This window comes from Actinomadura napierensis (assembly GCF_039529375.1).
GTDB lineage: Bacteria > Actinomycetota > Actinomycetes > Streptosporangiales > Streptosporangiaceae > Spirillospora > Spirillospora napierensis.
The window spans coordinates 65,678-80,772 of sequence record NZ_BAAAMR010000010.1; the positions used below are offsets into that span (position 1 = coordinate 65,678).

12 protein-coding genes are annotated in these 15,095 nt (G+C 70.8%); 11 read left to right on the top strand and 1 reads right to left on the bottom strand.

Going from position 1 to position 15,095, the window contains the following annotated elements:
* Positions 1-33 precede the first annotated feature (33 nt).
* The gene (locus tag ABD296_RS08500) at positions 34-957 is read right to left on the bottom strand and encodes an AraC family transcriptional regulator (protein WP_344263333.1); all 924 of its coding nucleotides are present in this window, start codon (positions 955-957) and stop codon (positions 34-36) included.
* 344 nt (positions 958-1,301) lie between these two features.
* Between ABD296_RS08500 and ABD296_RS08505 the strand changes: the two genes are divergently transcribed.
* The 11 genes from ABD296_RS08505 (at position 1,302) to ABD296_RS08555 (ending at position 15,065) form a co-directional block, all read left to right on the top strand.
* The gene (locus ABD296_RS08505; protein ID WP_344263335.1) at positions 1,302-2,144 is read left to right on the top strand and encodes a carbohydrate ABC transporter permease; all 843 of its coding nucleotides are present in this window, start codon (positions 1,302-1,304) and stop codon (positions 2,142-2,144) included.
* Positions 2,141-2,962, top strand: a complete 822-nt coding sequence (locus ABD296_RS08510; protein ID WP_344263337.1) for a carbohydrate ABC transporter permease — start codon at positions 2,141-2,143, stop codon at positions 2,960-2,962. The genes ABD296_RS08505 and ABD296_RS08510 overlap by 4 nt, the downstream gene beginning before the upstream one ends.
* A gap of 26 nt (positions 2,963-2,988) precedes the next feature.
* Positions 2,989-5,757 (top strand): alpha-L-rhamnosidase, encoded by a 2,769-nt coding sequence (locus ABD296_RS08515; RefSeq protein ID WP_344263339.1) that lies wholly within the window; start codon positions 2,989-2,991, stop codon positions 5,755-5,757.
* 8 nt (positions 5,758-5,765) lie between these two features.
* Positions 5,766-7,034 (top strand): ABC transporter substrate-binding protein, encoded by a 1,269-nt coding sequence (locus ABD296_RS08520; protein WP_344263341.1) that lies wholly within the window; start codon positions 5,766-5,768, stop codon positions 7,032-7,034.
* A gap of 175 nt (positions 7,035-7,209) precedes the next feature.
* Positions 7,210-9,405 carry a beta-glucosidase family protein gene (locus ABD296_RS08525; protein WP_344263343.1) on the top strand — a complete coding sequence of 732 codons (2,196 nt, stop codon included), beginning with the start codon at positions 7,210-7,212 and terminating at the stop codon, positions 9,403-9,405.
* 760 nt (positions 9,406-10,165) lie between these two features.
* The gene (locus tag ABD296_RS08530) at positions 10,166-11,035 is read left to right on the top strand and encodes a Gfo/Idh/MocA family protein (RefSeq protein WP_344263345.1); all 870 of its coding nucleotides are present in this window, start codon (positions 10,166-10,168) and stop codon (positions 11,033-11,035) included.
* Complete coding sequence (locus tag ABD296_RS08535; protein WP_344263347.1) at positions 11,032-11,703, top strand: hypothetical protein; 672 nt, start codon at positions 11,032-11,034, stop codon at positions 11,701-11,703. Before ABD296_RS08530 ends, ABD296_RS08535 begins: the two co-directional genes overlap by 4 nt.
* Positions 11,694-12,536, top strand: coding sequence for a sugar phosphate isomerase/epimerase family protein (locus ABD296_RS08540; RefSeq protein WP_344263349.1), 843 nt, complete (start codon positions 11,694-11,696; stop codon positions 12,534-12,536). The genes ABD296_RS08535 and ABD296_RS08540 overlap by 10 nt, the downstream gene beginning before the upstream one ends.
* Complete coding sequence (locus tag ABD296_RS08545) at positions 12,533-13,351, top strand: sulfotransferase (RefSeq protein WP_344263351.1); 819 nt, start codon at positions 12,533-12,535, stop codon at positions 13,349-13,351. The genes ABD296_RS08540 and ABD296_RS08545 overlap by 4 nt, the downstream gene beginning before the upstream one ends.
* Complete coding sequence (locus tag ABD296_RS08550; RefSeq protein WP_344263353.1) at positions 13,348-13,779, top strand: VOC family protein; 432 nt, start codon at positions 13,348-13,350, stop codon at positions 13,777-13,779. The genes ABD296_RS08545 and ABD296_RS08550 overlap by 4 nt, the downstream gene beginning before the upstream one ends.
* Before the next feature lie 2 nt (positions 13,780-13,781).
* Positions 13,782-15,065, top strand: coding sequence for an MFS transporter (locus ABD296_RS08555; RefSeq protein ID WP_344263355.1), 1,284 nt, complete (start codon positions 13,782-13,784; stop codon positions 15,063-15,065).
* The last annotated feature ends 30 nt before the right edge of the window (positions 15,066-15,095 follow it).

A 15,095-nucleotide genomic window follows, 5' to 3' on the forward strand; every position in this document is an offset into this window, starting at 1 on the left:
ATGAGAGGAAAATCGGCAAGGCCGCCTGGCCCGTCAACACGCCTGCGAGGAGACGCGTTCAGACGGGCGCAGGCCGACGGCGTTGTGGGTGAACCGCTGCCGGTAGGTGGTGGCCGACAGTCCGTAGTGGGCCTTGAAGCGGCGGGCGAAGTAGTTCTGGTCGGCCCAGCCGACGGCCTGGCCGATCTGGGTGATCGACTGGTCGGTGTGCAGCAGCAGCGAGGCGGCGGTCTCGACGCGGTGCTGGGCGAGGTAGGCCATCGGGGGCAGGCCGGTCGTGGTCTTGAAGATCCGCACCAGGTAGCGGGGCGACAGGTGCAGTTCGTCGGCGAGCTCGGTGAGCGTCCACCGGTGCGCCATGCGCGCCTCCAGCAGTCGCATCGCCTGCACCACCGCGGGGTGGGCGGGCCCTGATCCCGGCGCGCGGTGCTCGGCGACGGCCCGGGCGAGGTGGCTCAGGAACAGCGTGAGGCGGCCGATGATGTCGCCGCGGTGGTGGTCGATGCTCTGGCGGCTGAGCCGGTCGAGGGCGTCGAGGTGAACGACCGATGCTTTGAGCGCTTGTGCGTCGAGCCGCGTGGTGAGCATGCCGCGGCGCTGCATGGAGTTGGGCGCGGTCCACAGCAGGTATCCGAGGAGCGGGTCCTCGCGGGTCCAGGCGAGTTCGCGGTGCAGGAGCTCGGTGCTGAAGCAGCAGTTGTACAGGTCCAGGTCCTGGCAGTCCTCGTAGCCGTGCCAGACCCCCGGCCGGAGCAGGACGACCTCCCCGACCTGGAGACTCCTGCGGCCGTCGAGCGACCGGTGCATGCCCCGGCCGCCGGTGACCACGGCGATCTCCATGAAGCTGTGCGTGTGGACCGGGTGGTGCCCCTGGTGGAGGTAGTGGCCGGCGTAGGCAAGGGAGCCGTCGGTGAAGTACAGCAATCCCTTGGCCGTCCCGACGGGCGGTTCTTCCATGGCGTGGATCCTGATCCGTCCGCGTGCCGGCGAGGTGAGGTGAACATCGTGCTACCGCAGGACCATAGCGGGCTATCGGCGGCCATGACTACGGGCGCACCATCCCTCACTAGCCGGTGACGTGGTTCACCCGTCCGAAACGAGATCGTCATCTGTCGTGCGCGATGCGCGTACGGCGCTGGGAGGTGCTGATGTCCGCGCGACACACCGAGGAGGTGACGTCAGGCATGGAAGCCCCCGGGTCGCGCACGACCACCGCGGTCGGTCGGCGTACCGCATCCACCGGGACACGCCCGAGGTGGTCGTCGCACCGGCGGCGGCGGGCACGGACACCTGCGTGGTTCGTGCTTCCCGCGCTCGCGCTCTACGTGTTCGTGGTGCTGGTGCCGAGCGTCAAGGGGGCGGGCTTCGCCTTCACCGACTGGGACGGCCTGAACCCGGCCAAGCATTTCGTGGGGCTCGGCAACTTCCGGCAGATGTGGTCGGATCCGGCGGCGCGCGGCGCGCTCCGGCAGACGCTCATCATCGCGGTGGCGATCACCGTGGTCCAGAACGCGCTGGGGCTGGCGCTGGCGATGGGCGTGCACAGCCTGATCAAGAGCCGGTTCGTGCTGCGGGTGCTGCTGTTCGCGCCGGCGGTGATGACGCCGGTGGTGACCGCGGCGCTGTGGAAGTACATGCTGGCGCCGGACGGGGCGATCAACAGCCTGCTGGACGGGGTCGGGCTGGGATCCTGGCAGCAGAACTGGCTGGGCGAGGGGAATCTGGCCCTGGGCAGCGTGATCGGCGTGATCGTCTGGCAGTTCGCCGGCTATTCGATGGTCATCTTCCTGGCGGGGCTGCAGGGCATCCCGGCCGAGATCTACGAGGCCGCGGCGGTCGACGGAGCGGGCGCCTGGCAGCGGTTCCGCAGCATCGTGCTCCCCCTGCTGGCGCCCGCGACCACCATCAACCTGATGCTGTCGATCATCGGCGGCCTGAAGCTCTTCGACCAGGTCTGGGTGATGACCGGCGGCGGGCCGGGGAATTCGACCGAAACGCTGTCGACGCTCATCTACAAGAACGCCTTCCAGTTCAACGAGTACGGCTACAGCGTCGCGATCGCGATCGTGCTCACGGTCTTCGTCGCGATCATTTCCAGTGGCCAGTACGGGCTGCTGCGGCGGCAGGAGAGGTCGGCCCGGTGAACCGCTACTCGGCGCGCACCCTCCTGCGCGAGATCCTGATGATCGCGGTCACCGTGGTGATGGCGTTCCCGCTGTACATCCTGGTGAACCTCTCATTGCGGGATCCGCACGACGGCTCCTCGGCGGTCATGCCGACGACGTCCCCCACCCTCCGGAATTACGCCGACGCCTGGCGGGACGCCGGACTCGCCGGCGCGATCGTCAACAGCGTCATCGTCACCGCCTTGAGCGTGGCGTTGATCGTGGTGCTGTCGGCCATGGCCGCCTACCCGCTCGCGCGGGTGACCGCCCGCTGGTCGCGGTGGCTGTTCTGGCTGGTCATGCTGGGTCTCCTGCTGCCCTTCCAGCTCGCGCTGCTGCCCCTGTACCAGACGATCCGCGACCTGCACCTGCTGGGGACGCTGTGGTCGCTGGTGCTGTTCTACAGCGGCCTGCAGATCCCTTTCGCGACCTTCCTCTACACGGGGTTCCTGCGGGCGATCCCCCGCGATTACGAAGAGGCCGCGCTCATCGACGGCGCCCAGCCGATGCAGCTCTTCTGGCGCGTCCTGTTCCCTCTGCTCCGCCCCATCACCGGCACGGTCATCATCCTCAACGCCATCTTCGTCTGGAATGACTTCTTGACTCCTTTCCTGTATCTCAGCGGCAGCGACCAGCAGACGATCCCCGTCGCCATCTTCGGGTTCCTCGGCCAGTACGTCTCGCAATGGAACCTGGTGTTCGCGGGGCTGGTCCTGGCGATGCTGCCGATCCTGGCCGTCTATTTCGCCATGCAGCGGCACATCATCAAGGGCTTCGCCGGAGGACTGAAGGGATGACCGTGCCCCCGATCACCGTGCCAGCCGTGCCCCCGATCACCGTGTCGCTGACGCCTTACGGGCTCACCTGCGAGCAACTCGACGAGCCTCTCGGCCTCGACGAACCGACGCCCCGCCTGTCGTGGAAGCTGCGATCGTCGCGGCGAGGCGATGTCCAGGGCGCCTACCGGCTCACGGTCGCGCTCTCAGAGGCTGACCTCCGCGACGGCCGCCTGCTCTGGGACACCGGGCGCGTGACCAGTACCGACACCCTGCTGATCCCCTACGACGGGCCGCCGCTGCAGTCCTCGACCCGCTACCACTGGCGCGTCACCGTCTGGGACGCCGACGGCGCGGAGAGCGGCACGGCGGGCTCGTGGTTCGAGACCGGACTGTTGCACCCGGACGAGTGGAAAGCGGCCTGGATCGCCCGCGACCAGGACGCGGCGCCACCGCAGGACCCGCCCGCCGTCGAGGACCGCACGGAACGCACCCGCCACCTGGCCCCCTGCCCGCATCTGCGGCGCGCCTTCACCGTCGACAAGCCGCTGGTGCGAGCCCGCGCCTACGTCAGCGCACGCGGCCTGTACGAACTGCGTCTCAACGGCCGTCGGGTAAGCGACGCGGAACTCGCCCCGGGATGGACCGAGTACCGGCACCGCGTCCTGTACCAGACCTACGACGTCGGCGACCTGCTGCGCGAGGGCGGCAACGTGATCGGCGCGGTCCTGGCCGACGGCTGGTGGAGCGGCTTCGTCGGCTTCGACTCGCGGCGGCACGCCCAGCACTACGGCGAGGCGCCGCAGCTGATCGTCCAGCTCCTGCTGGACTTCGCCGACGGGTCGCGCCGCTGGGTGCTGTCGGACGGCGACTGGCGCGAGCACCCCGGACCGATCCGGCATGCCGACCTGCTCATGGGCGAGTACGTCGACGCCCGCCGCGAGCCGCCCGGCTGGGACGAGCCCGGCTTCGATGACGGCGGCTGGCGACCCGTCCTGGTCGCGGGCACGGGCACCGGTGTCCTGCGGGCGGCGCCCGACCGTCCGGTCCGGGTGCTGGAGGAGCTGCACGCCCGCTCGGTGGAGCGCCGCGCGGACGGCCGGTTCATCGTCGACCTCGGGCAGAACATGGTCGGCCGCGTCCGGCTGACCGTCCGCGACGCACCGTCCGGGCAGCGCATCCAGCTCCGGCACGCCGAGATCCTCGACGACGGCGAACTGTACGTCGACAACCTCCGCACCGCCGAGGCCACCGACGTCTACGTGGCCGCCGGACGCGACGTCGAGGTGTTCGAACCGCGCTTCACCTTCCACGGCTTCCGCTACGTCGAGGTCAGCGGCCACCCCGGCGACCTGGCCCCAGAAGACGTCACCGGACGCGTCCTGCACAGCGACACCCCATGGACCGGCGAGTTCGCGTGCTCGGACGACACCGTCATGCGGTTGCAGTCCAACATCCGGTGGGGGCAGCGCGGCAACTTCGTGTCCGTCCCGACCGACTGCCCGCAGCGCGACGAGCGGCTCGGCTGGCTGGCCGACGCGCAGGTGTTCCTGCCCACCGCCTGCCGCAACGCCGACGTCGCCGCGTTCTTCGCCCGCTGGATGCGCGACGTGGTCGACGCCCAGCACCCCGACGGCGCGTTCCCCGACGTCGTCCCGGAACTGTGCATGACCCGCGAGGGCGCGCCCGCCTGGGGCGACGGCGGCGTGATCATCCCCTGGCACCTGTACCGCGAGTACGGCGACCGGCGGGTGCTGGAGCACAGCTTCCCCGCCATGAAGGCGTGGGTCGACCACGTCCACCGCGACAACCCCGGCCTTCTGTGGCGGCACCGCGTCGGCAACCACTACGGCGACTGGCTCCAGGTCAACGCCGAGACCCCGCGCGACGTCCTGGCGACCGCCTACTTCGCACGCAGCACCGAACTGGTCGCCAGGACCGCCGAAGTCCTCGGCGCCGAGCACGATGCCAAGCACTACGGCGCTCTCCACACCGCCATCCGGGACGCGTTCATCGACGCCTTCGTCGACGCCGACGAAGGCCGCGTGGCGGGCGACACCCAGACCGGCTACCTGCTCGCCCTGGCCTTCGGCCTGCTTCCCGAACGCGCCGTGCCGGCCGCCGTGGACCGGCTCGCCGCCGACATCGAGGCCCGCGACCACCACCTGACCACCGGCTTCGTCGGCGTCGCGCTGCTGTGCCCGGTCCTCGCCGCGCACGGCCGCCACGACCTGGCCTACGCGCTGCTGCACCAGGACACCTATCCGTCCTGGGCGTACTCCATCCGGCACGGCGCCACCACGATCTGGGAGCGCTGGGACGGCTGGACCGAGGAGCACGGCATCAAGCCGCCCGCGATGAACTCCTTCAACCACTACAGCCTCGGATCGGTCGGCGAATGGCTGTACGGCGGAGTCGCCGGCATCGGCCAGGCCCCGGGCTCGGTCGCCTACCGCGAACTCCACCTCGCCCCCGCCGTCGGCGGACGGCTGACCTGGGCCCGCGCCCGCCAGGAGACCGCCCGCGGAATCGTCGAATGCGGCTGGTCCCTGGAAGCGGGCCGGCTTCTCCTCCAGGTCACCGTCCCGCCCGGCGTCAACGCCACGCTGACCGTGCCGACCGAGGCTCCCGAAGGTGTGACCGAAGGAGGCGCGCCGTTGGCGGCGGTCGAGGGCCTCCGCGTCGTCGAGCGCTCCGGCCATTCCGTGACCGTCCGTCTTCGCGGCGGCCATTACGACTTCAGTGCGACGCCCCCCGCCGCCGGCCCGTCCCCGTCCCTGTCCCCCGTCCTGGCCCAGGACCTGCCCACCCCCTGAGGAAGACCATGTCCAAGATCAATCGCTTGACCGCCGTCTGCGCGGTCTCGGCCGTCGCCCTGTCCGCCGCCGCGTGCAGCAGCGGCACCAACGCGAATTCCGGCGGCTCCAAGAGCCTGCGCGTGTCGGCCGTCGCCACCGACCGCGCCGGCACCGAGGCGGTCATCAAGGCGTTCAAGCAGCACAACCCCGGCGTGGACATCACCGCCTCCTACGCCGACACCGACCAGTACCAGGGCACGCTGCGCACCCAGCTGTCGTCCGGCACCGCCCCCGACGTGTTCTTCGCCTGGCCCGGCAACGGCAACCCCGGCGCGATCGAGGTCCTCGCCCCCACCGGCTACCTCGCCGACCTGTCCGGACGGCCCTGGACGGCCCAGATCCCGTCCGGCATCAAGCCCGTCACCCAGGTCGGCGGCAAGACCTACGTCGTCCCGCTCACCTTCGTCGGCATCGGCGCCCTCTACAACAAGAAGGCCCTGGACGAGGCCGGCGCCAAGATCCCCACCACCTGGACCGAGACGCTGGCGTTCTGCGACACCGCCAAGGCGAAGGGCAAGGTCGCCTTCGCCCTCGGCAACCAGACCGACTGGGTCACCCAGCTCGTCGACTACGCCCTCGTCCCCACCACCGTCTACGCGACCACGCCCGACTTCGACCAGAAGATGAAGGCCGGCTCCGCCACCTTCGCCGGCTCCGGGTGGAAGACCGCGATGGACAAGTACCTGGAGATGGACAAGCGCGGCTGCTTCTCCAAGGACCCGCTCGGCACCTCCTTCGAGAGCTCGGTGTCCCAGCTGGCCAAGGGCAAGGCCGTCGCCGCCATACAGGTCACCTCCACCCTCAACCAGCTCAAGTCCGAAGCGCCGCAGGGCACGCAGTTCGGCATGTTCCCGGTGCCCGCCACCGACAACGCCTCCGACACCCGCATGCCCGGCGCCGCCGGCGGCGCGTTCGCCCTCAACGCCAAGGCCAGGAACAAGGATCTGGCCTCCAAGTTCATCGACTTCCTCGCCACCCCCGAAGCGATGAACCTCTACGCGAGCGCCACCGGCAACCTGCCCAGCATCCCCAACGCCCAGTTCACCGCCGACCCCGCCCTCCAGCCGCTCATCGACTTCCAGAAGGCGGGCAAGACCGTCCCGTTCATGGACCAGCTGTGGCCCAACCCCAAGGTCCAGCAGGCCCACTTCACCGGCGTGCAGGACCTGTTCGCCGGCAAGGCCGACCCGGCCAAGGTCCTCAAGCAGATGGACGAGGCGTACGCGCAGAAGTAGCAGCCGCTCTGGCCCGCCGTGCGGTCCGGTCCCCGGCCGCACCGCACGGCGGAGCACGGGCATGCGCTCCTCGTTCCCCGCGGTCAGCCTCATCCACCCCTGAGGAGTACCGATGCACCCCAGCTCATCCCGCATGCGCAGACCCTCGCGTCCAGGCAAGGCGCCTTTCCGCGCCGTGACGGTCCTGGTGGCCGCCACCGCGCTGGCAGCCGTAGCGGCTCCGACCAGTCCGGCCGCAGCCGCGCAGACCGGACGTCCATCGCTCGCCGAGTGCCCGTGGATGGACGCCGGCAAGACCGCCGGCCAGCGGGCCCGGCTGCTGCTGGACGCCAGCACGCTCGGCCAGAAGATCCGGTGGCTGGACGAGCAGGCCGCCACCCAGCCCGGCCAGACCGCCTTCGACGGCGTCACCTATCCGGCGCAGCTCCCCTGCACCCCCGTCATCACCTACACCGACGGCCCCGACGGCGTCCGCGGGTCCACCGGCGTCACCGCGTTCCCCGCGCCCATCGCACTGGCCTCCACCTGGAACGACCGGCTCGCCCGCACCAAGGCCGCCGCCCAAGCCGAAGAAGCCTTCGACAAGGGCAAGGCCGTCGTCCTGGCCCCCGGAATCTCCGGCGGCCGCACCCCGCTGGCCGGACGCACCTCCGAATACCTCGGCGAGGACCCGCTGCTCAGCGGCAACCTGGCCGCGCAGGGCATCCAGGGCCTGCAGAAGGGCGATCCCGCCAAGCCCACCATGGCGGTGCTGAAGCACTACGTCGGCAACGAGCAGGAGACCGACCGCACCCTCAGCTCCTCCAACATCGACGAGCGCACCCGCAAGCAGATCTACGACCTCCCCTTCGAGATCGCCGTCCGCAACGCCCGGCCCGGCGGCGTCATGTGCTCCTACAACCAGATCAACGGCACCTACGCCTGCGAGAACGACCTGCTCAAAGACGTCCTCAAGAACACCCTGGGGTTCGACGGCTACGTCGTCTCCGACTTCCGGGCCGTGCACTCCACCGCCCCGTCCCTGAACGCCGGCCTGGACCAGGAACTCAACAAGCCGAACTACTACAGTCCCGACAACATCACCACCGCGATCAACGACGGGAAGATCACCGCGGCGCGGGTCGACCAGGCCGCCTTCCGCGTCGTCCGCTCCTATATCCAGGCCGGACTGTTCGACCACCCCGTCCCCACCGACCCGGCCGCCGACGTCTCCACCGCCGCCCACAAGGCCGTCTCCCTCGCCGTGGCGACCAAGGGCTCGGTCCTCCTGAAGAACCAGAACAGCATCCTGCCCTTGGCATCCAAGGCACTCAAGATCGCCGTCATCGGGCCGACGGCGTCCACCACCGCGACCGACGGCGTGAGCGCCGCCACCGCCTGCGCTTCACAGTTCATGGGCGCCCCCTCCGTCGACTGCCCGAAGCCCGTCGCCGCCCTGGACGCCATCACCGCGCGCGCCGCCGCCAACGGCGGCACCGTCACCTTCGACAACGGCAAGGACCCCGCCGCAGCAGCCGCAGCCGCCAAGGCCGCCGACCTCGCCATCGTCCTCGGCTACTACACCGAAGGCGAGTTCGCCGACCGCCCCAACCTCAACCTCGACGGCAACGGCGACGCCCTCATCTCCGCCGTCGCCGACGCCAACCCCGCCACCATCGCCGTCCTGCAGACCGGCGGCCCCGTGCTGATGCCCTGGCGGGACAAGGTCAAGGGCATCCTGGAGACCTGGTACGCCGGCGACCAGCAGGGCACCGCCATCGCACGCCTGCTGTGGGGCGACGACAACCCGTCCGGCAGACTCCCGATGACCTTCCCCAAGTCACAGGCCGACCTGCCTACCCGCACTCCGGCCCAATACCCCGGCACCTTCGCTGACGGCAGTACGACCCGCCCGCCCGACGACCAGACCAGCATCCGCCAGGTCGACTACACAGAAGGCCTCAAGGTCGGCTACCGCTGGTACGACGGCCGGCACATCGCGCCGCTCTACCCCTTCGGATACGGCCTCTCCTACACCTCCTACCGGTACCGGAACCTGCGCGTCACCAAGGCCGGCGCCAACACCTACAACGTCACCTTCACCATCGGCAACACCGGCGCCCGGGCCGGAACCGAGACCGGGCAGGTCTACCTGACACTGCCCGCCAGCGCCGGTGAACCCGGCAAACGGCTGGTCGGCTACGCGCAGGCCGCGCTCAAGCCCGGCCAGACGCGAGTCATGACCGTCCGCCTCAAGGCCGACGGGCCCGCCCACCCGCTGTCGTACTGGAGCGCTTCCGCCCACGCGTGGACGACCCCGCCCGGCACCTACACCGTCCAGGTCGGCGGCTCGTCCCGCGACCTCCCCCTCACCACCACCTTCACCCGCTGACACCGCACTCAACGGACCGCAGACGGCATCCAGGCCGGGACGCAAGGGCCCCGGCCTGGATGTTGCTCTCCGACTTCGTCCCCGTGGTGAGCTCCGTGGCCCTGCGGCGCGAGCGCCTTGCCCAAGCCGCCGAAGACGACGGCCACCACCTTCGAGCAGGCGAGCCCCACCTTCGAAGCCCGCCACATGTGGATGGCGGGCCTGAGCGACGAAGCCGCCTTCGACCAGATGGCCGGCGGCTACGACCTCCGTCCCCTCGTCAGCGAGATGAGCGTTCCCTGGCTGGCGCGGCGCCCGTGCCGACGGGGCGTCCCACCGCGACATCGCTCACGCTTGCCACTCGATGAGGCCATGGCCTCCTCCCTGCTGAAACGCGGTCGCCCGGCCCCCGTGTGCACCCGGCGACGGAGCCGGACGGAAGCGTGAGCACAACGCACTAAAGGGTGCTAAAGGCGTTTAGCTGGAGTAAGGCGCACAAGATTGTTGGCCGGCCGGGCACCATCCTAGGGTTCACGATGGCACGATCATGACCGCTCGGCATGTCGGGGAAACTCGGCAGGCGTGGTTATTCGATTTTGCCGAGAAGTCGACCAAACGGCTTTCGGCGTACCAAATACATATAAAACCGATCGAGAATAATTGAATGCCGCCGCGTGTCCGCATCGCGTCACTTTCATGGCTTGCCTCCGGCGAGAGCGCGCCCTTATGTTTCTGGGGTTCGCGACCGAAGGAAGCCGTTGACCGGAGGACCCCTTTGCGTGTGGTGATCGCGGGATTCGGAAAGGCCGGGCGGCAGCACGCCGAGGCGATCCGGCAGGTACCGGGCGTGACCGTGCACTCCGTCCTGGAATCCGACCGCAGGGTCGCCGTCGAACCGTTCACCAGGGCGTCCGGATGGCCGGCGGTCCTGGCGGACCCGGAGGTCGACGCCATCGCCCTGTGCCTGCCGCCCGGGGGACGCGCCGAACTGGCCGCCGCGGCCGCCGAGGCCGGCAAGGCCGTGCTGCTGGAGAAGCCGCCGTGCATGTCGGTCGCGGAACTCGATCGGCTCCCCGGGTCGATGGGCGTGATGTTGCAGCATCGTTTTCGGCTCCCGCGGGACCTGCTGGACCGGCCTTTCAAGGACGCGACCGGAACGCTGCTGGTAAGCCGCCCGAGAGATGCGGCGATGCACTACACCGGTTGGCGAGGCGATTCCGAGCGGGCGCTCGGCGGAATTGCCGCGCATCTCGGCGTCCACTACCTTGATCTGGCCTGCCAACTGCTGGGAGAAGTCGAATCGGTCGATCTCCGCGACCTTCGGGAATGTGCTCCCGGCATCGATGTGCGGGTCAGCGGGCTCATCCGGTTCACGGCGGGCTCGACGCTGGCGTTCACCATCGCGGCGGACGTCCCGGCACGCGCCGAGCACCTGGTGATCGCCGGGGACGGCCGGTCCCTGGCGATCGCGGACGGTGCGGTGAGCCTGCGCACCGGGGACCGCCTGCAGACGCTGCCCGCCGAGCCGACCGGCGCGATGCGCGCCAGGGTCTACGAGGAGTTCGCGCGCGGGCCCGACCTGTGCTCGCTGGAACGGGCGAGGCCGGTGACGGTCGTCCTGGACGAGATCCGGAAGGCGGGAGCGCGATGAGCGCGCGCCTCGGCCTGTCGTCCGGCTCGGCGCCGGGGCTGGACGCGCCGGAGTTCGCCGCCCTGGTCCGGCGGGCGGGCGGCACGGTCGCCGACCTGCGGGCCGGCAAGGGCCACCGCTGGGAGGAGCAGGGCGTCGCCGGGCTGTGCGGCCTGGCGGTGTCGTTCGTCGGGATATCGGTGACGCTCGGCCGGCCCGAGCGGGACGCCGAAGCCGCCGGGCGGTTCCCGGGTGAGAGCGTGAAGGTCTTCGCCGCGCCGGGGGCGCTCGACGCGGAGGCGACCGCCGGCCAGATGCGTGCGCTGACCGCCGACCGGAAGCCGGAGCAGGTGCTGGTCGAGACCCATCGGGGCGGAGCGGGGCCGGACGAGCTGGTGAAGCTCTGCGAGCGGTACGGCTGCCGCCTGGTGCTGGACAACCTGGGCCTGTACGAGATCGCCGCCGACTTCCGCGGAGCGCTCGGCGATCTCGCGCCGCTGACGGCGGCGGTGCAGGTGAAGGGGTTCGAGCCGGACCGCGCGCACCGTCCGCTGACCGAACGGGACCTGGACTGGCTGGCGGCGTTCGGGACCGCTCGCGTCGACGTCACCGTGGAGTCGCGCGCCGGGACGCCGCACCAGGACCTGCGGGTCCTCCGGACCGCCTGGGAGGCCGCGGGATGCGCCTAGCCGTGATCAACGACGAGGTCGACCAGGACCTCGGCCGGGCCGCCGACGCGGCGGCCGGATGCGGGTTCGCCGGGATCGAGGTCCGCTCGGTCGGCAACGTCCCGCCGCAAGAGCTCACCGACGAGCGGCTCGGGGACGTCGTCCGGGAGCTGGCGGGCAGGGGGCTGGCCGTCGCCGGGTTCTGCCCGCCCGCGCTGAAGGTCCGGCGCCCGCGCACGGACGAGGAGTTCGCCGAAGCCCGCGCCGTGCTCGTCCGGGCCGTCGCGCAGGCGCGCGTGCTCGGCGCGCCGCACGTGCGGATCTTCACTTTCTACCGGGACGGCGACCCCGATCCCGCCGGGGCGGCCGAGGCCGCGAGGCGGGTGCTCGACGGAGTGGACCTGGACGGGGTGAAGCTGCTCGTCGAGACCGGGACGCGGACCAACACCCCGACCATGGAACTCGTCCTCCGGTTCCTGGAAGCGGCGGACGTGCAGGGTCTGGGCGTGCTCTGGGACCCCGGCAACAGCGTGTTCAGCGGCATGCACGCGACGCCGTTCCCGGCCGAGTACGAACTCGGCAAGGACCTGATCGAACACGTGCACGTGAAGGACCCGGCCGGGACGAGCGGGTACGTGCGGCTGGGCGACGGCGACCTGCCGTGGGGCGACATCGTCGACGCGCTGCGCGCCGACGGCTACGCCGGATGGCTCTCGCTGGAGACGCACTGGCGCATCGGCCGCGTCCTGAACCAGCGGCAGCGGGACACCCCGTGGGGCGACGACTTCACCGACGGCGGGTACGGGGCCAGTGTCGAGTGCATGCGCCGGCTCAAGGAGCTGGTGGACCGGTGACCGCATTGCTGCTCCTGGGGGCTCAGCGGTCGGGCACCACCGCGCTGGCCCACGCGCTGAGCCGGGCGTTCGCGGACGCGGGCGGCATCTTCACCGTGAACGGGAAGCTGCCGTACCTGCTGCCGCGCTGGACCACGGCCGCCGACCTGGCGGGACGGCATTTCCGCGCCGACGAGATCGCGTACGCGCTGCGGCGCAGGCCGCCCGCCGGCGAAGGCGCCGACCGCTGGCTGAAGGGCGTCGACGACGTGCTCCGAGAAGCGGCCGCGGCGGTCGCCCGAGGGGCACGCGACCCGCACGGCCTGGACGACGGCCGCGGCACGCCCGCCGATCCGGCCGCGGCGCTCGTCGCGGACATCGTCGCCAGGGCGTACGCGCCGTGGCGGCGCTGGGGCGACAAGTACAACGAGTACCTCCTGGACCTGCCGGCCGTGCTGTCCGCGGTCCCGGACGCGCGGATGGTCCTGCTCGTCCGCAACCCGCTGGAGGCGGCGGCGTCCCAGCTGGAATGGACCGGCGACCGGCCCTGGCGCCCCCGGACGGTCGAGGACGCCTGCGCAAAGTGGGCGGCCTGGCACCGTCCCTGGTTCGAGACCGTTTCCGGCCTGGACCCGGGCCGCCGAATGGTGGTCGGCTACCGGGCGCTCTGCGAGGGGCGCGCGACGGGCCGGCTCTCCGCCTTCTGCGACCTCGATCTCGAACCGTACGTGACGGGACTCCGGGCGACCCGGCCCGATCCCGGCACCGACCATCTGCCCGCCGGCACCGCCCCGATCTGGCGGGCCCTTTGTGAAATGGAGAGCTCAACGACATGACGGACCACGAAGTCTCGGAGCAGGGATACGGACCGGACCACGAGTCGCCGTTCAGCTACGGGCTGCACCACGTGCAGATCGCCATCCCGCCCGACAGCGAGGACGAGTGCCGCACGTTCTACGTGGACGTCCTCGGCATGCTCGAGATCCAGAAGCCGCCGGTACTGGCCGCGCGGGGCGGGCTGTGGGTGCGGGCCGACGCGCTGGAGATCCACCTCGGCGTCGAGCAGGACTTCCGCCCCGCGCGCAAGGCGCATCCCGGTATCCGCGTGGCGGACCTGGACGGGCTGGCCAAGCGGCTGACCGGCAACGGCGTCGAGGTCACCTGGGACGACAACTTCCCCGGCCACCGGCGCTTCTACGCGTTCGACAACCTGGGGAACCGGCTGGAGTTCCTGCAGCGCGACGGCTCCCGACCGGAGTGGTGAACGTGAGCGGGCTGCTGGGCCGCCTGGTCGGCCTTCCCGACATCCCGGCCGTGCGGCGCTGGGCGTGGGTCGCGGTGGCCGACTCCCTCGGCACCGGGCTGATCACGCCGCTGGTCATCATCTACTTCACCCAGCAGATCGGGATGAAGGCCGTCACGGTGGGCCTGGCGATGAGCATCGCCGGGATCGGCAGCGCGGTGCTGGTCCCGTTCGGCGGGGTGTTCGTGGACCGGTTCGGCGCGAAACCGCTGGTGATCACGGCGTTCGCGCTGGCGGGGATCGGCACCACCGGGTACATGTTCGCCCGGAACTTCGGCGTCCTGGTGCTGACGGTGCTGCTGGCCAACATGGCGGACGCGTCGGGACGTCCCGCCAAGCACTCCTTCATGGCCCAGATCGCCGACGGCGAGGCGCGCAACCGGCTGCTGGCGTTCAACCGGTCCGTGCGCAACGCCGGCTATGGGGTGGGCGGCCTGCTGGCCGCCATCGTGCTCGGGCTCGGCTCGCACGTCTGGTACGTGCTGGCGTTCGGTCTGGACGCGCTGTCGTTCTTCGTCGCGATCGCGCTGGTGCTCGGCATCACCCCGCCGCCGCTCGGCGCCACCGCCCGGCAGGACGCGGAGGCCGCGGAGGCCGCGCCGGCGAAGTCGCGCGGCGGCTACGCGGAGGTGCTGTCCGACTGGCGCTACACGCTGCTGTCGGCGCTGAACGTCCTGGTCCTGCTCGAAGCGACGATCTTCACCGTCGGCGTCCCGCTCTGGGTCGTCCAGCACACCGACGCGCCCAAGGCGGTGGTCGGGGTGCTGTTCACCGTCAACACCGTCATGATCGTTCTGCTCCAGGTGCGGGCGACCAAGGGCCTGGAGGGGCCCGCCGACGTCCGCCCGTCCTACCAGCGCGCCGCGCTCGGCATGACGATCGCGGTCGCGGGCTACCTGCTCGCCCAGTACGTCGGGGCGGTCCTGGCGGTCGTCCTGCTGGTGCTGGCGGTGGTGCTGCACTCGGTCGGGGAGCTGTCGGCCTCGGCCAGCGAGTGGACGGTCTCGATCGGCCTGGCCCGCGAACGCCTGCGCGGCCGCTACCTGGCGGTGTTCGCGCTCGGCGACTCCATCGGCAAGGCCGCCGGGCCGGTGGTGGTGACGTTCCTGCTGTCCCGGGCGACCTCGGCGGGCTGGCTGGTGCTGCTCGCCCTGGTCGCCGGGAGTTGCCTGATCAGCGCCGAGCTCGCCGTACGGCATCCACGCAACCGGGCGCCCGAGGGTGCGCTCACGGAGGCGACCGCATGACGACGCGCACCGTATCGATGCCCGCACGAA